Source organism: Streptomyces coelicoflavus, assembly GCF_003112555.1.
GTDB classification, from domain to species: Bacteria; Actinomycetota; Actinomycetes; order Streptomycetales; family Streptomycetaceae; genus Streptomyces; species Streptomyces coelicoflavus.
The window spans coordinates 531,964-555,982 of sequence record NZ_BEWB01000005.1 but is presented as its reverse complement, the minus strand read 5'-3'; the positions used below and the strand labels follow the sequence as shown (position 1 = coordinate 555,982).

At 74.2% G+C, this 24,019-nt stretch carries 20 protein-coding genes; 9 read left to right on the top strand and 11 right to left on the bottom strand.

The features are described 5' to 3' along the window. Window positions 1-2: 2 nt before the first annotated feature. Window positions 3-728 carry a chaplin gene (locus Sco07f_RS14355; RefSeq protein ID WP_108988061.1) on the bottom strand — a complete coding sequence of 242 codons (726 nt, stop codon included), beginning with the start codon at window positions 726-728 and terminating at the stop codon, window positions 3-5. 249 nt (window positions 729-977) lie between these two features. On the opposite strand from Sco07f_RS14355, the gene Sco07f_RS14350 reads away from it, so the two are divergent. The 4 genes from Sco07f_RS14350 to Sco07f_RS14335 all read left to right on the top strand — a co-directional run bounded on the left by Sco07f_RS14350 (window position 978) and on the right by Sco07f_RS14335 (window position 6,483). Then, on the top strand, window positions 978-2,645 hold the full coding sequence (locus Sco07f_RS14350) for an alpha/beta hydrolase (RefSeq protein WP_108988060.1): 1,668 nt from the start codon (window positions 978-980) through the stop codon (window positions 2,643-2,645). Window positions 2,646-2,697: 52 nt separating this feature from the next. Continuing rightward, the gene (locus tag Sco07f_RS14345; RefSeq protein ID WP_108988059.1) at window positions 2,698-3,792 is read left to right on the top strand and encodes a baeRF3 domain-containing protein; all 1,095 of its coding nucleotides are present in this window, start codon (window positions 2,698-2,700) and stop codon (window positions 3,790-3,792) included. 124 nt (window positions 3,793-3,916) lie between these two features. Then, window positions 3,917-4,936: a Gfo/Idh/MocA family protein gene (locus Sco07f_RS14340; protein ID WP_108988058.1), complete on the top strand. Its 1,020-nt coding sequence runs from the start codon at window positions 3,917-3,919 to the stop codon at window positions 4,934-4,936. 272 nt (window positions 4,937-5,208) lie between these two features. Continuing rightward, the gene (locus Sco07f_RS14335) at window positions 5,209-6,483 is read left to right on the top strand and encodes a PAS domain-containing protein (protein ID WP_108988057.1); all 1,275 of its coding nucleotides are present in this window, start codon (window positions 5,209-5,211) and stop codon (window positions 6,481-6,483) included. Here Sco07f_RS14335 and Sco07f_RS14330 read toward each other — a convergent pair. Beyond that, entirely contained in the window at window positions 6,480-7,988 is a 1,509-nt protein-coding gene (locus Sco07f_RS14330) for a DNA-binding protein NsdB (protein WP_007388067.1), read from the bottom strand. The genes Sco07f_RS14335 and Sco07f_RS14330 overlap by 4 nt on opposite strands. A 293-nt stretch (window positions 7,989-8,281) precedes the next feature. On the opposite strand from Sco07f_RS14330, the gene Sco07f_RS14325 reads away from it, so the two are divergent. Both Sco07f_RS14325 and Sco07f_RS14320 read left to right on the top strand, forming a co-directional pair. Next, window positions 8,282-9,424 carry an aminoglycoside phosphotransferase family protein gene (locus tag Sco07f_RS14325; protein ID WP_167468092.1) on the top strand — a complete coding sequence of 381 codons (1,143 nt, stop codon included), beginning with the start codon at window positions 8,282-8,284 and terminating at the stop codon, window positions 9,422-9,424. Between the two features lie 293 nt (window positions 9,425-9,717). Then, window positions 9,718-11,661 carry an N-acetylmuramoyl-L-alanine amidase gene (locus tag Sco07f_RS14320; RefSeq protein WP_244942049.1) on the top strand — a complete coding sequence of 648 codons (1,944 nt, stop codon included), beginning with the start codon at window positions 9,718-9,720 and terminating at the stop codon, window positions 11,659-11,661. A 13-nt stretch (window positions 11,662-11,674) separates the two neighbouring features. Here Sco07f_RS14320 and Sco07f_RS14315 read toward each other — a convergent pair whose 3' ends face one another. The 5 genes from Sco07f_RS14315 to Sco07f_RS14295 form a co-directional block, all read right to left on the bottom strand. After that, the gene (locus Sco07f_RS14315; RefSeq protein WP_007389815.1) at window positions 11,675-12,172 is read right to left on the bottom strand and encodes a hypothetical protein; all 498 of its coding nucleotides are present in this window, start codon (window positions 12,170-12,172) and stop codon (window positions 11,675-11,677) included. Window positions 12,173-12,229: 57 nt separating this feature from the next. Next, entirely contained in the window at window positions 12,230-12,832 is a 603-nt protein-coding gene (locus Sco07f_RS14310; RefSeq protein ID WP_174855355.1) for a CGNR zinc finger domain-containing protein, read from the bottom strand. A 37-nt stretch (window positions 12,833-12,869) separates the two neighbouring features. Beyond that, window positions 12,870-13,772, bottom strand: coding sequence for a universal stress protein (locus Sco07f_RS14305; RefSeq protein ID WP_007446659.1), 903 nt, complete (start codon window positions 13,770-13,772; stop codon window positions 12,870-12,872). 85 nt (window positions 13,773-13,857) lie between these two features. After that, window positions 13,858-14,100, bottom strand: coding sequence for a DUF397 domain-containing protein (locus tag Sco07f_RS14300; RefSeq protein WP_007446660.1), 243 nt, complete (start codon window positions 14,098-14,100; stop codon window positions 13,858-13,860). Between the two features lie 96 nt (window positions 14,101-14,196). Then, complete coding sequence (locus Sco07f_RS14295) at window positions 14,197-15,705, bottom strand: acyl-CoA synthetase (protein ID WP_087792331.1); 1,509 nt, start codon at window positions 15,703-15,705, stop codon at window positions 14,197-14,199. Between the two features lie 173 nt (window positions 15,706-15,878). Here Sco07f_RS14295 and Sco07f_RS14290 point away from each other — a divergent pair, with 173 nt between their 5' ends. Further along, on the top strand, window positions 15,879-17,654 hold the full coding sequence (locus tag Sco07f_RS14290) for a serine hydrolase domain-containing protein (protein ID WP_087792330.1): 1,776 nt from the start codon (window positions 15,879-15,881) through the stop codon (window positions 17,652-17,654). Window positions 17,655-17,715: 61 nt separating this feature from the next. Here Sco07f_RS14290 and Sco07f_RS14285 read toward each other — a convergent pair whose 3' ends face one another. The 4 genes from Sco07f_RS14285 to Sco07f_RS14270 all read right to left on the bottom strand — a co-directional run bounded on the left by Sco07f_RS14285 (window position 17,716) and on the right by Sco07f_RS14270 (window position 23,029). Next, window positions 17,716-19,296, bottom strand: a complete 1,581-nt coding sequence (locus tag Sco07f_RS14285; RefSeq protein ID WP_167468091.1) for a phytoene desaturase family protein — start codon at window positions 19,294-19,296, stop codon at window positions 17,716-17,718. A 91-nt stretch (window positions 19,297-19,387) separates the two neighbouring features. Continuing rightward, window positions 19,388-21,688 carry a serine/threonine-protein kinase gene (locus tag Sco07f_RS14280; RefSeq protein WP_108988055.1) on the bottom strand — a complete coding sequence of 767 codons (2,301 nt, stop codon included), beginning with the start codon at window positions 21,686-21,688 and terminating at the stop codon, window positions 19,388-19,390. Window positions 21,689-21,708: 20 nt separating this feature from the next. Then, a complete protein-coding gene (locus Sco07f_RS14275; protein WP_108988054.1) occupies window positions 21,709-22,611 on the bottom strand; it encodes an oxygenase MpaB family protein in 903 nt (300 codons plus the stop codon). Between the two features lie 40 nt (window positions 22,612-22,651). Further along, window positions 22,652-23,029 carry a four-helix bundle copper-binding protein gene (locus Sco07f_RS14270; protein ID WP_007446752.1) on the bottom strand — a complete coding sequence of 126 codons (378 nt, stop codon included), beginning with the start codon at window positions 23,027-23,029 and terminating at the stop codon, window positions 22,652-22,654. A 155-nt stretch (window positions 23,030-23,184) separates the two neighbouring features. Between Sco07f_RS14270 and Sco07f_RS14265 the strand changes: the two genes are divergently transcribed. Together Sco07f_RS14265 and Sco07f_RS14260 are read left to right on the top strand one after the other, a co-directional pair. Next, entirely contained in the window at window positions 23,185-23,589 is a 405-nt protein-coding gene (locus Sco07f_RS14265; RefSeq protein ID WP_007446765.1) for a ChaB family protein, read from the top strand. 37 nt (window positions 23,590-23,626) lie between these two features. Continuing rightward, complete coding sequence (locus Sco07f_RS14260; RefSeq protein ID WP_087792326.1) at window positions 23,627-23,986, top strand: DUF6479 family protein; 360 nt, start codon at window positions 23,627-23,629, stop codon at window positions 23,984-23,986. Window positions 23,987-24,019 lie beyond the last annotated feature (33 nt).

Below are 24,019 nucleotides of genomic sequence, written 5' to 3'. Positions count from 1 at the left end.
GCTCAGCCCTCCGCGCCCCGTCGGAAGCGACGGTGGAGGGCGGTTCCGCCCAGCACGAGTGCGGCACCGCCGGCGAGGGCGGACAGTGTCCCGTCCGCGCCGGTGTGGGCGAGGGCCACCCGCTCCCGCGGCGGCGCGGCGTGCGGGGACGGTGCGGGCCCGGCGCGCTCCTCGTCGGGGGCGGACGGCTCGGGCTCCGCCGGGGGCCGTACGGCTTCCGGGGTGTCGCCGGAGTCGTTGACCGACTCGTTGCCGACGGCCGGGTTGCCGATGCCGGCCACGTTGACGCTGTTGCCGCTGACGTTCACCGGGAGGTGCACCGGCAGCTGCACCCCGTTGCCGGAGAGCACGCCCGGCGAATCCTTTCCGCTTCCCTCGGCGACCGCGCCGCCCGGCGCATCCCCGGGTGCGCCCCCCGAGGTGCCGCCGGACGCACCGTCCGTGGCCTGCGCACCGGAGCGCGACGCATCCGCATCCGCACCGTTGGCGCAGCGGTTGCCGGCGGCCGGGTTCAGGAGCCCGGCCACGTTCACCGTGTTGCCGCACACGTTGACCGGCACGTCCACCGGGAGCTGGACGGTGTTCCCGGAGATCAGTCCGGGTGAACCGGCCGAGGATCCGTCGGCGGCCGCACCGTCGGACGCGAACGCCGCGCACGCCGGCATCGTGACGGCCAGCGCGCCGGAGGCGGCGACGGCGAGCACACCGTTTCGGGTAACCCTTCTCATGAGGTTTCCTGCCTTCCAGACATGGTCGCGGGCGCTCGCCCGCACCGGTTAAACCCCGGGCGCACCATCCGAGTTATGGCTTATCGGTCTTTCACCCCATCGAGTGGGCGGTTCATCGAACGAGTGGCGCCCCGTCCGGTGTCTGCCCCGTCCGGTGCGCCGTCGCCCGGAGGCGCCGGGTGCGAAGCGCCCTTATGGTGAGCGAGGGCGCCGACCACCGGTCCGCGACGGGGCGTCCGGGAGGCATCGATGCAGGCCAAGCTGGAGACTCGGCCCTCGGCCCGGCGCCGCGCGGTCACCGGAGCGCTCGGCCTGGCACTGCTGGGTGCGGGACTGCCCGCCGCGGACGCCGCGCACGCCGCGACGACGGCGACCACCACGACCGCCGCCACCTCGCGGGACGGGTCGGGCCTGTCCCGGTTCTACGACCAGAAGGTCAAGTGGTCGGCGTGCGAGGGCATGGAGATGCCGAAGGACCTGCAGTGCGGCAAGGTCACCGTCCCCGTCGACTACGCGCATCCCAAGGGCAGAACCCTCGACGTGGCCCTGGCCCGGTACCGGGCGACCGGTGACTCACGAGGCTCCGTCCTGCTGAACTTCGGCGGCCCCGGCGGCTCCGGCATCAATGAACTCGCCGTCGGTGGAAAGGAGTTCATGCACCTCACCAACGGCTACGACGTCGTGACCTTCGACCCGCGCGGCGTCGGCCGCTCCTCCCCGGTCTCCTGCGGACCGGCCACCCTGAAGATCATGGAGGCCACGGACGGGGACGAGGCAACGGGTGACGCGAAGGACGTGCTGAAGCGGCTGCGGGACGCGGCGGCCGAGTGCGCCAAGTTCTCCGGTCCCGTACTGCCCCACATAGGCACGGTCGACGCCGCGCGCGACATGGACGTGATGCGCCGGGCGCTCGGCGACGACCGGCTCAACTACCTGGGCTTCTCCTACGGAACCCGGCTGGGGGCGGTGTACGCGGCCCAGTTCCCCGACAAGGTCGGCCGGATGGTGCTCGACGGTGTGGACACGCTGACGGAGCCGCTGACCGAGCAGGGGCTGGCAGGCGCGCGGGGGCAGCAGACGGCGCTGGAGAACTTCCTCGACTGGTGCGTCGAAGACGTCGCCTGCCCGTTCGGCCAGGACGCGCGAAGCGCCCGGGAGCAGGTGGTGCGACTCGTCGCCTCGCTCGACTCCGACCCGGTGCCGTCGGCCTTCGGCGAGCCCTTCACCGGGCAGGACATGGTCGGCGCGATCGGTCAGGCGCTGTACAGCCGGGACCTGTGGCCCTTGCTCGAGCGGGCGCTCGCTCAGTTGCTGGAGGACGGGGACACCCGCGGCCTGGAGGGCTTTTCGTCCGGCGGCGTCACCTTCCCGGTCCGTGCACCGGGACATGCGCCGGGACATGCACCGGTCCGTGAGGACACGGGCGGGGCCGGACTCACGGACGAGGAGGACGTCCCCATGGACAACCTCCCGGCCGCCCTGATGGCCATCAACTGCGCCGACGACCCCGACCGTCCCACCGCCGCCCAGGTCACCGCGTCCCTCGGGCCGCTGCGGGCACGGTACGAGGAGGCCTCGCCGGTCTTCGGCCGGTACCGGCTCACCCAGGTGCTCATGTGCTACGGCCGCCCCAAGGGGACGGACTACATCCGGGACGACGTGAAGAACCTCGACACCGCGAAGATGCTCCTGGTCGGCACCCGCGGCGACCCGGCCACGCCGTACCGCTGGACGACGGAGACGGCCGACCGGATCGGTCCCTCCGCCGTGGTCCTGGACAACCGCGGCGAGGGGCACACCGGCTACGCGTCCTCCGAGTGCGTGCACCGCAAGGTCGACGACTTCCTGCTCTACGGCTCCCTGCCGGCCGACGGCAGCTCGTGCGGCTCCGAGTCCCCCGGTGATGGGACCGACTGAGCGGCAGCCCGTTCCGAATGCCCGATATGCCCGTTGGTCCTATCGTGCTGTCATGGAGCACGATCTGAGTCCCGCCACCCTCGCCGGGCTGCGGCGCCCCCGCCCCTACCCGGCCGTGTCCGTACTGACGCCGACGCACCGCCGCGAACCGGACAACGCCCAGGACCGGGTCCGGCTGCGCAACGCGGTCGCCGCGGCCAAGAAGCAGCTGGAGGAGGATCCGTCGGTCAGCCGCGACCGGCGCGCGGAGGTGTCCCGCGAGCTCGACCGGGCCCTGGCCGAGGTCGACCTGACGTACGCCGAGGACGGTCTGGCGATCTTCGCCGCCCCCGGCGAGCACCAGGTCTGGACCCTGAGCCGTTCGGTGCCCGAGCGGGTGGTCCTCTCGGACACCTTCCTGACCCGCAATCTCGTCGCCGCGCAGGCCGCCGAGCGGCCGTTCTGGGTCCTGTCGGTCGCCGCCGACCGCGTCAAGCTGTGGAGCGGCGGCGCCGGCCGGGTCGTCGAGGAACACCTCGGCGGTTTCCCGCTGGACCGGCCGCCGGAGGACTTCGACCCCGAGCGCCAGGAGCGGATCGGCGACGCGCCGAGCACGTTCCGGGACGAGGGCACCCGCAGATTCCTGCGTGACGCCGACGCCGCGATGGGCAAGGTGCTGCGTGCGCACCCCCGGCCGCTGTACATCACCGGCCCCGAGCCGGCGCTGTCGCTGTTCGACGAGGCGGGCGCGCTCGCCTCGGACGCGGTGCTCGTCCCGCACGGCGGGCTCGCGCACGGTTCCGCCGAGGCGGTGTGGCAGGCGGTGCGGCCGGTCCTCGAGGACGAGGCGCGCGGGTCGGTCGAGGCGGTGGCCAGGGAACTGGACGCGGCTCGCGGCCGCAAGGACTTCGCGGCCGGCGTGGACGAGTTGTGGGAGAGCGCCCACACGGGTCGCGTCCGGCTGCTGGCCGTCGAGGAGAACTTCAAGGTGACCATGCGCGACGACGGCGAGCACCTGCTCCCGGCCCGCGACGGCGACCTCGACGCCCGCGAGGACATCGTGGACGAGATCGTCGAGCAGTGCCTCGAGACGGGCGCCGACGTGCGGTTCGTACCGGACGGCGCGCTCCGGGACGCGGACGGCATCGCGGGGGTGCTGCGGTACTGACGCACCCCGCCGCTCCGGGACCGTTCCTCTCCCCCCGCCCCCTTGACGGGCGTGAAAGCCTGTTCGCCGTACACGCACCCGCTGCTCGCGGGTGGGCGGCGGACGGTGAAGGGGCGGGCGCGGCGTGAGCGAACTTCTGGGTGTGGCGGTCCTGGGCGCCGGCCACATGGGTGCCGACCACGTACGGCGCCTCGACCGGGTGGTGAGCGGCGCCCGGGTCGCCGCGGTGGCGGACCCGGACGCCGAGCGGGCGAAGGAGGCCGTGGGCGGCATCGACGGGGTCGCCGTGCACACGGAGGCCGAGGCCGCGCTGGACGCGCCGGGCGTCGAGGCCGTCCTGATCGCCTCGCCCGGCGAGGCGCACGAGGACGCGCTGGTGGCCGCCTTCGCCCGGGGGCTGCCGGTCCTGTGCGAGAAGCCCATGGTGCCGGACGCTGCGGGCGCGCTGCGCGTGGTGGAGGCCGAGGCGCGCCTCGGCAGGAGGCTGGCGCAGATCGGGTTCATGCGGCGGTACGACGCCGAGTACCGGCAGCTGAAGTCGCTCCTGGACGGCGGGCGCCTCGGCCGGCCGCTGATGCTGCACTGCGTGCACCGCAACGTCTCCTCCCCGCCGCACTTCACCTCGGCGATGCTGATCAACAGTTCCGTCTCGCACGAGATCGACGCGGCCCGCTGGCTGTTCGGCCAGGAACTGAGCGCGGTGACCGTGCTGCGTCCGCGGCCGTCGGCCGGTGCGCCCGACGGCCTGCTCGATCCGCAGTTCGTGCTCTTCGAGACCGAGGGCGGAGCCGTGGTGGACGTGGAGGTCTTCGTCAACTGCGGCTTCGGCTACGAGGTGCGCTGCGAGGCCGTCTGCGAGTCGGGCAGCGCCCGGATCGGCCGGGCGCACACCATGGTGGTGACGGCGGCGGGCGGCGCGCGGGAGGAGGTGCCGCAGGACTACCTGGTGCGCTTCGCCGATGCCTACGACCGCCAGGTGCAGAGCTGGGTGGACGCCACCCGGCGGGGCCGGGTCACCGGGCCCGGTGCCTGGGACGGGTACGCCGCCGCCGCGGTCGCCGAGGCCGGGGTACGAGCGCTGGAGACGGGCGCACGCACGCCCGTCGAACTGGCGCCCCGCCCGGCCCTCCACGACCCGGCATAGAACAAGGGTCCGTCGAACGTCAGGGCGACGACATCCCCGGCCCCGCGCCTTCTTCAAGTCCCGTAGGAATTCTACGACTTGCTCCCGCCCCAGGGGGTCGCGCACGCGTACCCGAGTCACTCCGGGAAGACTGTGGCATATGCCGGAAGCACCACCGTATCGTGTGTTGCCGAATCCCTTACGGCGCGTGGCGGGCTGTGCAACAGTCGTAACGGTCCTTCCGTCACCCTCGGTTCCGCCTTGGTCGTACCGTCAGCACATCGGAGTGCGTCATGTCGTCCCATCTCTCCGCGGACCACCCGGCCGCCCAGCCCCCGGGGCACGGCTCGGTCGAGGCACTCATATCGCAGGCGCGGCGGCTGCGCGGCGACGTCGACGCGGTACGGCGGGACAGCCAGGAGGGCGCGGCGGACGCCCGGGGACGCTGGCAGCGCGCCCTGTACGACCTGGCACTGAACCAACTTACCGACCTGGACGCGCACTTGGCGCAGCTGCGGGACGGCCCGGCACCCGCGCCCCGCCCCGGTTCGCTGCTCAGCCGCGTCGGCAGCGCGGAGTGGAACCTGCTGACGGACGAGGCGGAGTGGTCCGGGGAGCTCTTCCACATCCTCGGCCGCGCCCCCGGGTCCGTCCCGCTGAGCCTCGACGAACTCCCGTCCCTGGTACTCGCCGAGGACCGCCCGAAACTGACCGCGATGGTCACGGACTGTCTCGTCGACGCCCGCCCCATCGACGGCGAGTTCCGCGTCGCCCACCCCGACGGGGCTGTACGCACCGTGCACATGATGGGCGAGCCCGTCCTGGACACCGACGGCAGCACCGCGTCGATGTGGGCGGTGCTGCGGGACGTCAGCGAACTGCGCCGCAGCCAACGGGTGGTGAGCGAGACCCGTGACTCGCTCCGGCACCCTCCGCCGCCGCCCTGGCACGGCCTGCTCCGGTTCCCGGAGGCGGGGCGCCCCGGTCTCGACCTGGCCGCCGCGCACCTCCCGCCGGCGGCGGGTCCGCGGTCCCGGTACGGCGGCTGGTACGACGCGTGTCCGCTCGGCGTGGACGGCGACACCCTCCTCACCGTGGGCGACTTCGAGACTCCGGGGACCGAGGCGCACGACCCGGCGGTGTTCGTCGGCGCCCTGCGCGGCCTGGCACTGGCCGGAACCCGGCCCGGACGGCTGCGAAGCGGGCTCGCCGCACTGCTCGAGGACACCGCCCTGCCGCCGGTGCGCGGCGCCGTGTACTGCGGCTACCGGCCGGGCACCCGCACCCTGACGTGGGCCGACGCCTCGGGCGCCGTCCCGCTGTTGTTCCGCGGCGGGACGGGCCGAGGGCTCTCCGGGCAGGCCGAGGCGACCCTCGAAGCGGGGGACCTGCTGCTTCTGCACACCGGGGCGCTCGAGCCGGCGGCCGTGCGGCACCTCCTCTCACTGGCCCCCCGGCTGGCAGGGGCGGGCCCGGCACAGGACGTCGTACGGATCGTGACGCACGAACTCGGTGACTTCCCGAGCCGTCAGGACGCCTGTGTGCTGGTGGCCAGGGTGACGCCCTAGGCCGGCGCGACCGTTCCGCCCGGGCCCTTCCCCCTGGGCGGCTTGCCCTTGGGCAGCGCCAGTTTGATCTCCTCGCGCAACTCCTGGATCTGCGGGTAGCCGGCGTACTCGGCGGTGAGCCGGTACATCTGGCGCAGCCGGTCCCAGGTCCGCTGGGAGGAGTTGGACCCCATCGACACCAGGGCCAGGCGGGCGTACCGGTCCGCCTGTTCGGGGTCGTCGGCGATGAAGCAGGCGGAGGCCATCGACAGGTAGTCGAAGATCTTCGACCGCTGCCGGCCGTCGATCCTGAGGGCCAGCGCCTTGTCCGCGTAGTGCTGCGCGTGCGCGGCGGCCCCCGGCTCGAACTCGGCGAGCGTCCGGTAGGCGAGGGCCTGCATGCCGTACAGGTCCTCCTCCTTGAACGTCTGCATCCAGTCCGGGGGCGGCACGTCCGCCTTGTCGGAGACGAAGAGGTCCTCGGCCCGGCCCAGGGTGCGGCGCATCGCCTGGCCCTTGCCCATGGAGGCCTGCGCCCAGGCCTCGATGGTGTAGAGCATGGCCCTGGTGCGCGGCAGCACCTGCTCGCCGGAGCCGGACTGGGCGAGCTTCATGAGGTCCAGGGCCTCGTCGGGCTTGCCCAGGTGCACCATCTGGCGGGCCGCCCGGGACAGGGCCTCGCCCGCCCGGGGCCGGTCGCCGCCCTCGCGCGCGGCGTGCGCGGCGATGACGAAGTACTTCTGGGCCGTGGGTTCCAGGCCGACGTCGTGCGACATCCAGCCCGCGAGGACGGCGAGGTTGGCGGCGACGCCCCACAGGCGCCGCTGGAGATGGGGTGGGTGGTGGTAGGCGAGCATGCCGCCCACCTCGTTGAGCTGGCCCACCACGGCCTTGCGCTGGAGTCCGCCGCCCCGGGCGGCGTCCCAGGCGCGGAACACCTCGACCGAGCGCTCCAGTTCCTCCACTTCCTGCGACCCGATGGGGGCGGCCTCGTAGCGGTCGAACCCGGCGGGGTCGGCGTGCAGGGGTTGGTGGAGGTCGGGGGCGTCGGCCGCCAGGGCCGGGTCGGTGTGCAGCCAGTCGTGCATGGCGCTGCTGAGTGCGGAGCCCGCGGCGAGCGCGGCGCCCGCGCCCACCAAGCCGCGTCGGTTGAGCATGAGGTCCATTCCCGTGAATTCGGTGAGGACCGCCGCAGTCCGCTCGGGCGCCCACGGCACGCCGTCGGGATGCTCTTCGCTCCCGTCGTGTGGCCGTTTCCCCGCACGCCCGTGCCGGACCAGACCGAGGTCCTCGATGGTCACGACACGGCCGAGACGCTCGGTGAACAGAACTGCCAGCACCCGCGGCACCGGATCGCGCGGGATCTCTCCCATGTCGATCCACCGCCGCACCCGCGAGGTGTCGGTCGCCAGCTGGGGGTGGCCCATGGCCGCCGCCTGCCGGTTGACCAGCCTCGCGAGTTCGCCCTTGGACCAGCCGGCCAGGCCGAACAGGTCCGACAGGCGGGTGTTGGGTTCTTTGCTCACGTCAAGCCCCCAGGTTCTCGGCTGAGTTGACAGTAGCCCCGTGCGGGTTGCCGGGCGACTATTCGCCACCGTTCGCCAGGGTGCGCCAGATGGTGTGCCACGGGCGGCCGGGTGTCAGGTAGGAATGCGCCACCCCGACCCGGTCGCCGCGGGGACACTCCCCAGGGTGGTCCCGGGCGGCCGGTCGGGCGGCGCGACGGCTTTCGGAAGGCGTGCCCCCGGCACCGAACGGACCGGACGGGCACCGCGCTTCAGGCAGGCACAGCAGGCACACGAAGGGATCTGTCTCGCCCATGTACGCAGCATCGTCCTCCGTGTCCGCCCCGCAGCGCTCGCTGCACCCCCGCCCGACGGCGGGCGGCGGCCCCTATCTCGCCCCCGCGCGTCCGGCGGCCCCGGTGCTCGGGGCGGGCAGGGCGCGGCACGGCGCGGGGCCCGGCACCCAGCCCCTCAGCGGAAGAATCGACCTGTCCGGCCCCCAGGGCGCCCAACTGCGCACGGCGATCGCCTCCGTGCACCGGATCTGCCCGGAGTTCTCCCCCGTGCAGGTGCTGCGGCGCAGCGGGCGGTCCGTGCTCCTGGTCGGCACGACCGGGCGCAGCACGGCGGTGGCCAAGTGCTTAGTTGACCACTCCCCCGCGTGGGCGGAGCGCAGCCGGCACGAGATAGGGGCATACCGCTCGTTCGTCCGGCAGCGCCCTCCGGTGCGGGTGCCGAGACTGATCGCGGCGGATCCGGACAACGGCACGCTGGTCATCGAGCGGATGCCCGGGCGGGTGGCGGCGTTGCAGCGGCACCCCCTGGAGGCCCCGTCCCGGTCCGACATCAGGGCGACGATCGGAGCGGTCTGCCGGCTGAACGCCTGGCGGCCGCCGGCCGGCACCTTCGACGCGCCGCTGGACTACGCGGCCCGGATCTCCCGCTACCACGAGCTGGGGCTGCTCACCGACCGGGACCTGGGCGACCTTCAGAAGCTGCTGCACGGCATCGCCCACGCCGGCGGACGCCAGGGCCTGGGCCAGTTCTGCCACGGTGACGCGCTGCTGTCCAACGTCCTGATGTCCCCGGCCGGTCCGGTGCTGGTGGACTGGGAGCACGCGGGCTGGTATCTGCCGGGCTACGACCTGGCGACGCTGTGGGCCGTCCTCGGCGACGCCCCGGCGGCCCGCCGTCAGATCAGCCAGATCGCCCAGGCGACGGGCACCGCGGCGCGCGACGCCTTCCTGGTGAACCTGATGCTCGTCCTGACCAGGGAGATCCGTACGTACGAGACGGCCGTGCAGCGTTCGATGCAGGACACGGTCGCCGCGTCGTCGGCGCCGGTCCACCCGGGTGCCGCGCCGACCGGCGAGGAGCAGCGGCTGCTGCTGCGCAGGCTGCACGACGACTGCCAGATGGCCCGGCGGGCCGTGCGGGCGGCGGTCGGCACGCGCTGACGGGACGGCACGAACAGAACGACGGTGCGCGGTGTGCCCCTCCGACAGGGGGGCGCACCGCGCTTTTCGTTTCCGTCGGCCCGGGTGTGCGCAGGGACCACAGGTGTACGCCACTGACGCCCCGCAGGCCCGTGGGCCGCCGCCACGAAACTCGCCGGACCCCCTGCTGACGTGGGAAATCGTCGCCATGACGGCATGATTGACGGATCGTCGGACCGCCGGGTACGACTGACCCAGCCCGGCCCCGCACGCCCGTCACGTCCCCCACGCCCGACCCGTCACAGGAGGCCGCTTTGCGAGGATCCCCCGTCGTGCCCGCCCTGGCCACCGCGGCGCTGCTGCTGCCGCTGCTCGGCGCGGCACCGTCCGCAGCCGCGCCCCCGGACGCACCGCCCGCCCCGGACCGCCTCCAGCGGGCGTTCGCCTCCGCGGCGGCCGAGTACCACGTGCCGCAGAGCGTCCTGCTCGGCGTCTCCTATCTGCAGTCCCGCTGGGACGCGCACGCCGGCGCGCCGAGCGTGACCGGCGGCTACGGCCCGCTGCATCTCACCGACGCCCGCACGGCACTGGCCGAGGCGCCCCGGTCCCACCACTCGGAGGGCGCCGAGGACCCGCGCGGCGACGACGCGCGCGCCCCGCTGCGCCCGGCGCACGGGGCCGCGCCGTCGTCCGCCGGTCTGCCGGCCCGGCTGGCCACGCTGCCGAGGGCCGCCGAGCTGACCGGGCTGAGTCCCGAGGCGCTGCGCACCGACCCGGCCGCGAACGTGTCGGGCGGCGCCGCGCTGCTCGCCGCCGCCCAGCGGGAACTGGGCGAGCCGCTCAGTGCGGACCCGGCGGACTGGTACGGGGCGGTGGCCCGTTTCTCGGGCGCGGAGGACTCCGCGACGGCGGCGGCGTACGCGAACGACGTGTACGAGGTCATCCGCACGGGTGAGCGGCGCACCACGGACGCCGGTCAGCGGGTCGCCCTGGCCGCCCGCCCCGGCCTGGCACCCGACGTCTCGCAACTGGAGGGCGGGGACCTGCGCGCCGCGTCCGCCGCCGGGACCGAGTGCCCGAGGTCGGTGTCCTGCGAGTGGATCCCCGCGCCGTACGAGGAGTTCGGCGACGGCGACTACGGCAACCACGACCTGGGCGACCGGCCGGCCTCCCAGCGGATCCGCTACATCGTGGTGCACGACACGGAGGGCACCTGGAACGGCGTCCTCAACATGGTGCAGGACCCCACCTACGTGTCCTGGAACTACACGCTGCGTTCCACCGACGGTCACATCGCCCAGCACGTGAAGGCGAAGGACGTCGCCTGGCACGCGGGCAACTGGTACGTCAACGCCAAGTCGATCGGCCTGGAGCACGAGGGCTTCCTGGCGGAGCCGGACGCCTGGTACACGGAGGCGATGTACCGGTCGTCGGCGCGGCTGGTGAAGTACCTGGCGAAGAAGTACGACATCCCGCTGGACCGGCAGCACGTCCTCGGCCACGACAACGTGCCCGGCACCACCACGGCCACCATCCCGGGCATGCACACCGACCCGGGCCCGTACTGGGACTGGCGGCACTACTTCCAGCTGCTCGGCCGGCCCTTCCAGCCGACCGCCGGGAAGAACTCCTCCCTGGTGACGATCCGCCCCGACTACGACGCCAACCGCCCCGGGTACACCGGCTGCGAGACGGCGGGCGAGCCCTGCGCGGCGCACGGCTCCAGCGAGGTGCGGCTGTACTCCGACCACGACGTGAACGCGCCGCTGATCAAGGACATCGGTCTCGGCACCACCCCCACGACCGGGGTGAACGACCTGTCGTCGCGGGTCTCCACTGGCCAGCAGTACGCGGTGGCCGACCGCTGGGGCGACTGGACGGCCATCTGGTACCTGGGCCAGAAGGCCTGGTTCCACAACCCCGGGAAGAACCCGGCGGCGGTGCCCGCGTCGGGACGCGTGATCACCCCGAGGAAGGGCCTCGCGAGCGTCCCGGTGTACGGGCGGGCGTACCCGGAGAAGGCCGCCTACCCGGCGGGCGTGCCCGCCCAGGCGGTGTCGCCGCTGCCGTACACGCTGCCCGCGGGGCAGAAGTACGTGGTCGGTGAGAAGGTGCCCGGCGAGTACTACTACGCGGTCACCTTCGACGAGGCCTCCCACCGGGTGGTGACCGGCGAGGACCAGTACTACGAGATCCAGTACGGCCACCGGGTGGCCTACGTGCGCGCCGCCGACGTGACGGTCTCGGCCGCGCGGTAGCCGCCGCGCGGTCTCAGCCCTGCTGGAAAAGCTCCGCCGGGAGCGGCTTCAGCAGGGCGTACAGGTCGTCGGTGATGGGGCGGTCCCAGGCGGCGATGGTGACCAGGACGCCGTCGCTGCGGTCGAACTGGACGCAGGAGATCCGGCTCTCGGAGAGCTTGAGGCGGCGCACGATGAGGAGGTTGTCGCCCTGCATCACGGGGACGTCCTCGGCGCCGACGACCGTGATCTCCTCGTCGTTCTCCAGGGCGAGCAGCAGCTGGGCCACCTCGAAGGGGATCTCCCCCTCGGGGACCTCGCGGGCCGGGGAGCCGTCCGGGAGGTTGCCGATGATCATCGCGGGGCCGCGGCCGCCGAACAGGTCGTAGCGCAGGAAGACGCCCTGGCAGGTGCCGTCGGGCGCGGGCAGCAGGCCGGCGCCGAGGTTCCCGGGCCAGTCGCCCGGGTCCATGGCCAGTACGTCGAAGTCGGGCCCGGCGGGCGTGGCGCTGCGGCGGCGGAGGAACGACATGCCGCCATGGTACGTGGCCGGGCCGGGTGAACGGCGTGCGGGCGGACGCCGGCCGGGCTACGCGGTCCGCCGGTGCCGCTCCTGGTGGCGGGCCACCCGCGCCCGGTTGCCGCAGGAGGGCTTGCACCATTGCTGACGCGGGTGCTCCTTGAGGAAGTAGCGCACGCAGCGCGGTGCGTGGCAGGCCCGCAGCCGCTGCCGGTCGGGCCCCGCGAGGAAGCCGATCACGGCCTGTGCGAGGGCGGCGGCCAGGTCGGTCCGGGCGCCCTCGGCGGGTGCGGCGCGTACCACGGGTGCGGCGGTGCCGGTCCAGGCGAGGACGGGGACCGTGGGGGTGCGCGCGGCCGCCTCGTTCAGGCGTCGCACGGCCTCGGGCACGGGCAGCAGCCGGGCGGCGTCGGCTGGGCTCGGCTCGCCGGGGCGCACGGCGCGGGCGAAGAGCGCACGGGCGGCGGCCCGTACGTCCCGTACGGCGGCCAGGGCGGCGGCGTCGGCGGTGAAGCCCTCGCCGTCCGGCACGAGCCCGGGGTGATCCGTGACCCAGGCGGTGAGCCCGGCGGGGTCGGTCAGGTCGTCGGCGACCGAGCCGTGTCCGTCGTGCCGGAGGGTCAGCGCGAGGCCGAGCGCGATCCGGGTGTCCCTGCCGGGCGAGTCCTGCATGGGGCCGATGATAGGCACGCCGGGGCGGGGCCGGGTGTCACTCCTGCGGTGGAGCCGGGGGGACCACCGCGACCGGGGACGCGGCGTGCAGCAGGACGGCGTGGGTGACCGAGCCCATCATGCGGGCGGGGGCGAGCAGGCGGCGGCGGTGGCGGCCGACCACGACCAGGTCGGCGTCCCGGGAGGTCGCGACCAGGTGTCCGGCGGCGTCGCCCGGCGCGACGTACGGTTCGGCGCGGACGTCGGGGTGGCGCTCGCGGTAAGGGGTGAGGAAGCCGTCGGCGAGGACCCTGGTCTCACTCTCGAGGGAGACCTCGTCGATCACGGGGGGCACGATCTGGCCGGCGGCGGCCCAGGTCTGTACCGGCCACGGGTAGGCGGCGACCACCTGGAGGCGGGCGCCGCGCAGCTCGGCCTCGGTGAAGGCGAAGGACAGGGTGGCGTCGTCGGGGCTGTCCACGTGCAGGCCGACCACCACCCGGGGGCCGGGTTCGTCCGGCGCCTCGCCGTGGACCTCGCGCCCGGGCCGGGGCACCACGACGACGGGGCACTCGGCGTCGCGGGCGGCGGCCATGCCGTTGGAGCCGAGCAGCAGGCCGGTGAAGCCGCCCCGCCCCCGGGAGCCGAGCACCAGCAGTTGGGCGTCGGCGCCCAGTTCCGGCAGCAGGGCGCCCGGTACGCCCTCCATGGCGACGTACTCCGTCGGCACCGCGAAGGCGCGCCCCTGGAGGTGGGCGCGGGCCTGGTCGAGGGCCGGGTCCTCGGCGGTGTCCGGGGGGCCCGCGACCAGGACGTCGGTCTGGGCCCAGGCGGCGTACTGGCGCACGTGCACCACCCGCAGGGGTGCCTCGCGCCGGTGGGCGGCGTCGAGCGCCCAGTCCAGGGCGCGCAGGCCGTCGTCCGAACCGTCGACCGCCGCGATGACCGGCAGGGTGCTCATGGGTCCTCACCTCCGGAGTACGGACTTCCCCCCGGTGGCGGGGCAAACACCCCGGTTCGGCCGGTCGGCGCACCCCGCGGTCGTCCTACGTGAGGTCGAACTCCCCCTCCCGCGCTCCCGACACGAACGCGCCCCATTCGGCGGGGGTGAAGATCAGCGAGGGGCTCTGCGGACTGCCGCTGTTGCGCATGGCGATGAACCCCTCGACGAAGGCGATCTGGACATCCCCCAGGCCTCGGCTGCTGGACTGCCACTGCGCGTTGCTGAGGTCCAGCTCCGGCTTGTCCCAGCCCATGAGCGGTCGCTGTTGGGTGGTGCTCTCGGCCACGTCCGTGCTCCTCCCGGTTTCGTCGTCCGCGGGTCAGCCTAGCGATCCGGCCCGGCCGCCGACAGGCCGTGCGAAGGGATCGCCGGAGCCGGCGGGTCAGGAACCGGCGAAGCGGTCCCGCAGCTCCCTCTTCAGGATCTTGCCGCTGGCGTTGCGCGGCAGGGCGTCCACGAAGAGGACCCGCTTGGGGGCCTTGAAGGCGGTGAGCCGCTCGCGGGCGTGGGCGATCAGTTCGTCCTCGGTGACCTCGCCCCGCGGCACGACGACGGCCGTGACGGCCTCGATCCACCGTTCGTCGGGCAGGCCGACGACGGCCGCCTCGGCGACGGCGTCGTGGGTGTAGAGGGCGTCCTCGACCTGGCGGGAGGCGACCAGCACGCCGCCGGAGTTGATGACGTCCTTCACCCGGTCGACGATCGTGTAGTAGCCGTCGGCGTCCCGTACGGCGAGGTCTCCGGAGTGGAACCAGCCGTCGCGGAAGGCGGCCTCGGTCTCCTCGGGCTTGTCCCAGTAGCCCTCGCACAACTGCGGGGAGCGGTAGACGACTTCGCCGGGCGTGCCGTCGGGCACGTCCTTGCCGTCCTCGTCGACCACGCGCGCGTCGACGAACAGGACGGGGCGGCCGCAGGAGTCCATCCGGCCCTCGTGCTCGTCGGGGCCGAGGACGGTGGCGAGGGGGCCGATCTCGCTCTGCCCGAAGCAGTTGTAGAAGGCCAGGTGGGGCAGGTGGGCCCGGAGCCGTTCCAGGACGGGCACCGGCATGATCGACGCGCCGTAGTAGGCCTTGCGCAGGCCGCCGAGGTCGCGGGTGGTGAAGTCGGCGCGGTTCGCGAGGCCGATCCACACGGTGGGCGGTGCGAACAGGCTGTCGACCCGGCCCGCTTCGATCAGGTCGAAGAGGAGGTCGCCGTCCGGTGCGTCCAGGACGATGCTGGTGGCGCCGACCGCCAGGTAGGGCAGCAGGAAGACGTGGGTCTGCGCCGAGTGGTAGAGCGGCAGCGCGTGCGCGGGACGGTCGCCCGCGCTCAGGTCGAGGGCGGTGATGGCGCTCAGGTACTCGTGCACCAGCGCCCGGTGGGTCATCATCGCGCCCTTGGGCAGCGCGGTGGTGCCCGAGGTGTAGAGGAGCTGCACCAGGTCCTCGGCGCGGGGTCCGGGTCCGTCGTACGCGGGTGCCGACGCGAGGCGGGCGAGGAGCGAGCCGTCGGCGTCGCGCAGCGGCAGGGTGCGGGTCCCGCCGGGGAGGCGGGCGGCGAGGCCGGGGTCGGCGAGGACCAGGGCGCTGCCGGACTGGGCGACGAGGTAGGCGAGGTCGTCGCCGGTGAGGTTCTGGTTGACCGGGACGTGCACCAGGCCCGCGCGGGCGCAGGCCAGGAAGGCGATCAGGTAGGCGTCGGAGTTGTGGCCGTAGGCGCCGACCCGGTCGCCCGGGGACAGCCCCTCATCCAACAAAACGCTCGCCGCGCGGGAGACCGCGGTGTCGAGTTCCCCGTACGTCCAGGTGCGGTCGCGGTACTCCACCGCGACGCGGGCCGGAGTGCGTCGGGCGCTGCGCCGCAGCATCCCGTCAACGGTGCTGCCGGTGCTGTCGTGTCCGGGCGTCATGACATGATCCTCGGCCGGTGGCGGGGGCGGGTCAAGCCGTGTGCGCCGGTCCGCCGGCTCCTCGCTTCCGCCGCGCACACCCCATTGACACGGGCCGCCCCTGACAGGAAAGTTTCACTCCGCACGGCGATCCGGGAAAGATACTTTCAGCTTCGGCGGCGGGAGGCTCTTCGATGGCCGGTCAGGCGACGAACGGATTCACACGGCGTCAACTGGGTGCCGGGGCCCTGGCACTGGGCGGCGCCCTGGCCATCACCCCGTTCGCGGCAGGACCGGCACAGGCCGTCGCCGACCGGGGCCGCCGTCCCACCCTCCGGCACGGGTCCGCCGAACGCGCCGGGCTGCTCTCCGGCCATCTGCGCCAGCTCGTCACCGACGCAGAGGCGTTCCTCAACCCGTCGCCCAAGCACCCCTGGTACGCGGGGGCCGTGCTGCTGGCCGGCCGGGGCGGCACGGTGGCGCTGCACGAGCCGATCGGCACGGCGGTGCGCTACCGGGCCTACGACGAGGCGACCGACACCGGTGTCGAGTTCCCGGCGGCGCAGCAGATCCCGATGACCGGGGACACGGTGTTCGACCTCGCGTCGATCTCCAAGCTGTTCACCTCGATCCTCGCCGTGCAGCAGCTGGAGCGGGGCACGCTGGAACTGGAGGCGCCGGTCGCCACGTACCTGCCGGACTTCGGGCGGGCCGGCAAGGGGGACGTGACGATCCGCCAGCTGCTGACGCACACCTCGGGGTTCCGGGCCTGGATCCCGCTGTACAGCGCGCCCACGTACGAGGAGCGGGTCCAACTCGTCTACGACGAGGCGCCGGTGAATGCCCCCGGCACGGCGTACCTGTACTCGGACCTGAACATGATCTCGCTCCAGCTGGTGCTCGAGAAGGTCACCGGCCGCACCCTGGACGTGCTGCTGCGCGACGGGATCACCCGGCCGCTCGGTCTCGACCGCACCCGCTACAACCCGCCCGCCTCCTGGCGGCCGGGGATCGCGGCCACCGAGGACGCCCGGCTCCCCTGGTCCGGCCTGGACCGCGGCCTGGTGTGGGGCGAGGTGCACGACGAGAACGCCTTCAGCCTGGGCGGGGTGGCCGGGCACGCGGGCGTGTTCTCCTGCGCGTGGGACCTCGCCGTCCTCGGCCGGACGCTCCTCAACGGCGGCTCCTACGGCCGGGCGCGCATCCTGCGGCCGGAGTCGGTGGAGCTGATGTTCACCGACTTCAACACCGACTTCCCCGGCGACGAGCACGGCCTGGGCTTCGAGCTCTACCAGCACTGGTACATGGGGGCGATGGCGACTCCGCGCACGGCCGGGCACACCGGCTTCACGGGCACCTCGCTGGTGCTGGACCCGACGACCGATTCGTTCCTCGTCGTCCTGGGCAACTCCGTCCACCCGGTGCGCAGTTGGCGTTCCGGCTCGGCTCCTCGGGTGGCGGCGGGCACCAACCTGGCACGGGCGGTGCCGGTGCGGCCCGCGCACGGACGCACCGCCTGGTTCTCGGGGACCGCGGGTTCCACGACGGCCACGCTGACGCTGCCCGCGCTGGACACCTCGCCCGGGCGGGCGCGGCTGCGCTGCTCGCTGTGGTGGGACACCGAGCCCGGGTCGGACATCCTGGTCCTGGAGGCCTCGGCCGACGGCGGCGCGTCGTGGCGGCCGGTGCCGTTCACCACGACCCGGCGCGGCGAGGCGCCCCGGGAGCATCCGGCGGGCTCGGCCACCGGCTGGTCGGGGCGCGTCTGGCACCGGCTGACCGCCGGCCTGCCGTCCGCGCGCGGTCTCGTCCTGCGCTGGCGGTACACGACCGACCGGCTGTACGTGGGCCGCGGGGCGTACGTCGACGGGGTGCGCGCGGAGGCTGGCGGTGACGTCCTGTTCCACGACGCGCGCCCGGCGGACGCGGCACGCGTCGAGGCGGTGGGGTGGTCGGCGTCGGCCGACTGAGGGCCGGCGCGCGTCCGGCCCCGGGGGCCGTCAGCCGTCGCGCGGGCGTCGGTCGGCTCCGTCAGCTCGGGACGCCGTCCAGCACCGCCATCGCCGCGTTGTGCCCCGGCACCCCGCTGACCCCTCCCCCGCGCACGGCGCCCGCGCCGCACAGCAGCACGTTCGCCACACTGGTCTCCACGCCCCAGTGGCCGGTGCCCTCCTGGGCGTGCGGCCACGACAGTTCGCGGTGGAAGATGTTCCCGCCGGGCAGGCGCAGGTCGCGTTCCAGGTCGAGCGGCGACCTGGCCTCGATGCAGGGCCGCCCGTCGGCGTCGGTCGCCAGGCAGTCGGCGAGGGGTTCGGCGAGGTGGGCGTCGAGCTGGGCGAGGGTCGACTTCAGCAGTTCGTCGCGTACGGCGTCGTTGTCCCGGGCGAAGAGGCGGGCGGGCGTGTGCAGACCGAACAGGGTGAGGGTGTGCATGCCCTTCGCGGCCAGGTCGGGACCGAGGACGGTCGGGTCGGTCAGCGAGTGGCAGTAGATCTCGGAGGGCGGTGCGTCGGGCAGCTCCCCGGCGGCCGCCCGGGCGTGCGCGGCGGCCAGCTGCCCGTAGCCCTCGGCGATGTGGAAGGTGCCGGCGAAGGCCTCGCGCGGGTCGGCCTCGGGGTCGCGCAGCCGTGGGAGCCGGGTCAGCAGCATGTTCACCTTGAGCTGGGCGCCCTCGGCGGGCGGGGGCGGCGCCTCGCCCGTGAGGGCCGCCAGTTCCTGCGGCGAGGCGTTGACCAGGACGTGACGGGCGGCGCTCACGTGCTCGCCGTCGGCCGAGCGGTGGGTGACCTCGGCCGTCCGCCCGTCGGCCTCGATCCGTACCGCCTCGTGCCCGGTGGCGAGCACGGCACCGGCGGCGCGCGCCGCACCGGCCAGCGCGTCGGTGAGGGCGCCCATGCCGCCGACCGGTACGTCCCAGGCGCCGGTTCCGCCGCCGATCACGTGGTAGAGGAAGCAGCGGTTCTGGGCCAGGGAGGGGTCGTGGGCGTCGGCGAAGGTGCCGATCAGGGCGTCGGTGAGGGCCACGCCCCGGACCAGGTCGTCGGCGAAGTGCTCCTCGACCGCGACGCCGACCGGCTCCTCGAACAGGGCGCGCCAGGCCGCCTCGTCGTCGACCCTGCGGCGCAGTTCGTCCCGGGTGGGCAGCGGTTCGGTGAGGGTCGGGAAGACCCGCTGGGCCACGTGGCCGGTCATGGCGTAGAAGCGCTGCCAGGCGGCGTACTCCCGGTCGGAGCCGGTGAGCCGGGCGAAGGACTCGCGCGTGCGCCGCTCGCCCCCGCCGACGAGGAGCCCGGTGGGCCGCCCGCCGCGCTCGACGGGGGTGTACGAGGAGACGGTGCGGGCACGCACCCGGAAGTCGAGGCCGAGGTCCCGCACGATCTTCCGGGGCAGCAGGCTGACCAGGTACGAGTAGCGCGAGAGCCGGGCGTCGACGCCGGTGAACGGGCGCGTGGACACGGCCGCTCCACCGGTGTGGTCCAGCCGTTCCAGCACCAGCACGGAGCGGCCGGCCCGCGCCAGGTAGGCGGCGGCGACCAGACCGTTGTGGCCGCCGCCGACGATGACGGCGTCGTAGCTGCGGGAGGGGCGCGAGGTGCTGGGCGGGGTCGTCATGGCTCTTGGTAACACGGCCCGATCGGGGGCGGCCAGCCCGCCGCCGGCCACCGTCCGTCTGCCGGTGCCCGCCCGCCGCACGGGTCCGCGGTCAGCCTGCCGCCGCCCCGCGCAGTACCGCGACCCTGCGGTACAGCTCCGTGGCCTCGGCGGCGTGGCCGAGTTGCTCCAGGCAGTGGGCCTCGTCGTCGCGGGCGACGAGGGTGTCGGGGTGGTCGGGACCCAGGACGCGTTCGCGGGCCGCGGCGACCAGGCGGTACTCGGTGAGGGCGGCGGGCCAGCGGGCCAGCCAGCCCAGGGCGACGGCGACCTCGCGGCGGCTGACCAGTGTGTCCGGGTGGTCCGGGCCGAGGGTGCGCTCACGGAGCGCGCGGACCTCACGGGCCTCGGCGAGGGCTTCGGCCCAGCGGCCCAGCCTGCCGAGGTTGACGCCCAGGCCGTGCCGGGCGCGCAGCGTCTCGGGGTGCTCGGCGCCCTGGGCGCGGGTCCGGTCGTCGACCAGTTCCTCGTACACCGTCAGCGCTTCGCCGCAGCGGCCGAGGCGGCCCAGTGCGACGCCGGTCTCGTAGCGGGCGGCGAGGGTGTCGGGGTGGTCGGGGCCGAGGGCTCCGGCGCGGGCGGCGGCGACGTCGCGGTAGGTCGCCAGGGCCTCCTGCCAGCGGTCCAGCCGCCCGAGTTCGTAGGCGACCTCGTAGCGGGTGACCAGGGTGTCGGGGTGCTCGGGCCCGAGCACGCGGGACCGGGCCGCGGCCACCTCGCGGGCCGTGCGGTGGGCTTCCTCGGTACGGCCGAGCCGGCCGAGGTTGAAGGCCAGGTTGTGCCGGCAGCGCAGGGTGTCGGGGTGGTCGGCGCCCATGGTGCGCTCCCGGGCGGTCAGGACCGACGCGTACACCTGGTGGGCGTCGGAGTACCGGCCCAGCCGGCCCAGGGTGTACGCCATTTCCTGGCGGACGGCGAGGGTGTCGGCGTGGTCGGCCCCCAGCGTCCTGATGCGGGCCTCGGCGACGCCCTTGTACGCGCGCAGCGCGTCGGCGGCGCGGCCGGTGCGGCCGAGGACGAAGGCGGCCTCGTAGCGGCTGGCGAGCGTGTCGGGGTGGTCGGGGCCGAGCAGGCGCTCGCGTTCGGCGGCGACCGCGCGGTGCACCTCGCCCGCCTCGGCCCAGCGGCCGAGCCGGCCCAGGCTCAGCCCCGCGCGGTGCCGTCCGGCGAGCCTGACGACGGCCTCGGGCGCCGGGGACGGGTCCGGCAGGTCACCCGGGGCGGGCGCGGCGGTTCTGTGACCGGCGGCGGCCGGGGTCCCCGCGGTCGGGGTCCCGGCGGTCCGGTCACCGTCGGCCGGGGCCCCGGCGGTCCCGTACCCGGCGGGGCCGGAGGTCCAGGCGCCGGACAGACCCGCGCCGGGGTCCGGCGGCGTACTGCGCGGACCGGTGCCGGTCGCCTTGTGTCCGGTGGTCATGCCGCGGGTCCAGGACGGCAGCCCGGCGCGGCGGCCCAGCGGCGCGGGCGTCGGAGGCCGGGCCGCCACCGGAGCGAGCGCGGGTCCCGTACGCCCGGCGCTGATCCGGCGCCCCAGTTCGCGGGCGTCGTCCGGGCGCTCCCCGGGGTGTTTGGCCAGCAGGTCCAGGATGATCCGGTCCAGGTACCCGGGCAGTCCGGGGCGGTGGGTGCGCGGGGGCGCGGGCTCGGTGTCGCGGTGGCCGACGAGGATCGCCCAGGCGTCGTCGAGGTCGAACGGCGGGGCACCGGTGGCGATCTCGTAGAGCACGCAGCCCAGCGAGTACAGGTCGCTGCGCAGGTCGACCTCGTCGCCGCCGATCTGCTCGGGCGACATGTAGTGCGGGGTGCCCATGGCGATGCCGGTGCCGGTGAGCCGGGCGGTGAATCCCGCGTCGTGACCGAGCCGGGCGATGCCGAAGTCGCAGATCTTCACGGTGCCGTCGGCGGTCCGCACGATGTTCGCGGGTTTGAGGTCGCGGTGGACGATGCCCTGTTCGTGGGTGTAGGCGAGCGCGGAGGCGACCTGTTCGGCGATGTCGACGACGTCGGGGACGGGCAGCGGATGGCCTTTGTTGTCCTCGAGGAGCCGGCTGAGGTCGTATCCCTCCAGCAGCTCCATGACCAAGAAGAGCACGCCGTCCCACTCGCCGAAGTCGTGGACGACGGTCACCCCGCGGTGCTGGAGCGCGGCGGCCACTCGGGCCTCGCGCCGGAACCTCTCCCGCAGGACGTGGGTGAAGGAGTGGTCGTGCTGCGTGCCGAGCGGTTTGAGGCACTTGACGGCTATGCGACGGCCCAGCGACTCGTCCCGCGCCCGCCACACCTCGCCCATGCCGCCGCGCCCGATCCGCTCGAGCAGCCGGTACCGGCCCTGGATCAGCGTGCTGTCCCCCATGACTTCGCCGCCCCCGTGGTTCAGTCCGCCGCGCCCTCCCCTGGCCGGTCCAGTATGGCCGCTTGTCGTCCGATTTTGTATGGCGCCGGGCGTGCGGCCGGTCCGAGCCGCGCCATGGCGCGCAGGACGTGCCGGGGCGGCAGCTGCCGGCGCAGACGTGCCGGGATCAGGCGCAGCAGGGCGCCCGTGGCGCGCAGCCGCCGGGTGACGGTGGCGTGCGGGGGCGCCGGTCTGCCGTAGAGCTCGTGCGCGTACGGCGGTAGTGAGTCGTACGCAAGACGGGCGACCCGCCGCCACAGCAGCTCGCGGGCCGGGACGAGGAGGGGGTGCGTCGGTGGCCGGCGCAGGAAGTCGTCGACCTCGTGCGCGTCCGCTCCCGCGGCCAGCTCCGGCCGTACCCGCTCGAAGTAGGCGTCGAGCTCGGCCCGGTTCGCGGGTACGGAGGCGGGGTCGAGGCCGACGAGGCGGGCGCTGTGCCGGTGTTCGGCGAGGTAGCGGTCGGCGTGCGCGTCGGTGAGCGGGAACCCGGAGCGGCGAAGGACGTGCAGGTAGGAGCCGATCTCGGCGCAGTGCACCCACAGCAGCAGGGCGGGTTCGTCGATGCCGTAGCGCTCGCCCGTGTCGGGGTCGGTGGCGCCGAGCATGCGGTGGATCTTCCTGACCCGGGCGCCGGCCCGCTCGGCGGCCTCGGTGGTGCCGTACGTCGTGGTGCCGACGAAGCTCGCGGTGCGCATGAGCCGTCCCCAGGCGTCGCGCCGGAAGTCGCTGTTCTGCATCACGCCGCGCACGGCACGCGGGTGCAGGGCCTGGAGGTAGAGGGCGCGGATGCCGGCCACCCACATCATCGGGTCGGCGTGCGCCTGCCAGGTGACCGAGTCGGGGCCGAAGAGCCCGGGGTCGGCGTTCGTCCGCGTCGCCGTCATACCGGCAGGCTAACGCCGCCGCGCGGCCGGATCCCAGGGCTCAGCGCAGGGTGGCGAGGAACTCTCCGCAGGCCCGGGCGCAGTCGCGGCAGGCCTTGGCGCTCTCCTCGGCGCCGGGGTGGCCGTCGAAGACGTGCGCGCTCTCCAGGCACACCTGCCGGCACCACTCCAGCTGGGCGCCGATGGCGGCCTCGTCCACCTGGTTCTGCTCGGACAGCACCCGGCAGGTCGCGTCGCAGACCTCCGCGCACATGATGCCCCTGCGCCGTACGAGTTCCTGGTTCTCGGTCCCGTCCGGGTCCACGAGGCTCGCCCGCAGGGCGCAGGCTCGCGCGCACTCGGTGCAGGCCTGTGCGCAGGCGAAGCGGTCCTCGAGGAAGCGGAACAGTTCCTGCTGGGAAGTCGTCGTCGATGTCACACCGGGCGGGTTGCCGCCGGCGGCGGCGCCAAACCGCCGGGCCCGGTGCGGCCAAGGGCTCGGGGCCGTTTTCCGGGTGGGCCGCGGGGCACCCGTGCACCGCTCCCGCGGCCGGTGGGGGCGACGACGCCGAAGACGCACGGAGGTGCACGGACATGCCGGGACGACAGGAACTGCCGTCGACCCTGGAGCGCTCCCCGCAGGAGGCCCGGCGTACCTGGATCAAGGCCCACGACTCGGCCGTCGAGGAGTACGGCGAGGGCGAGCGGGCCCACCGGGTGGCGTACGGGGCGCTCAAGCACACGTACGAGAAGGTCGGCGACCACTGGGAGCGCAAGGAGGGCGGCCGCAAGGGCCCCTCCGACCCGCAGTCCGGGCGGCCCCGCGGACGGGGCGGGCGCAGCGGCGAGGGCGTCGACGAGAAGGCCTCGAAGGAGCACCTGTACGGCGTCGCCCGGCGCCTGGGTGTCGAGGGCCGTTCGAAGATGTCGAAGGCGGACCTGCTCGCCGCGATCAGGAAGGCCAACCGTTCGCGGACGCGAGCGTCGCGGTCGGGGTGAACGGGTTGGTGCCGCGGGCCGGGGGTACCCGCGCTCCATGACGAACGCATGGATGGACCTGGCAGCGGGCGGCTCCGGCGGCTTCCCCGTGTGGCTGATCATCGCGGCCGTCGTGGTGGTGGGCGTGCTGATCGGCGCGTTCGCTTTCGGCAGCCGGCAAAAGCGCCGTGAGCCGCCGCCGCCGACGGCCGACGAGCAGCCCCGTATGCCCGACGGCGGGCCCGTCCACGAGACGCGGGAGCGTCGGGAGCCGGACGAGATGCCGCGCAGCGACGAACGCACGCTGCCGCACGAGCTGGGTCACCAGGGCAGCCGTACCGCCTCCGACCAGCAGCGGCCCCGCTGGGACGAGGGCAGCAGCGGCTCCTTCGGCAGCGGCGGCCCGGGCGGACGCTGACCTCTCCCCCGTGCCGAAGGGTGACCGGGCCCG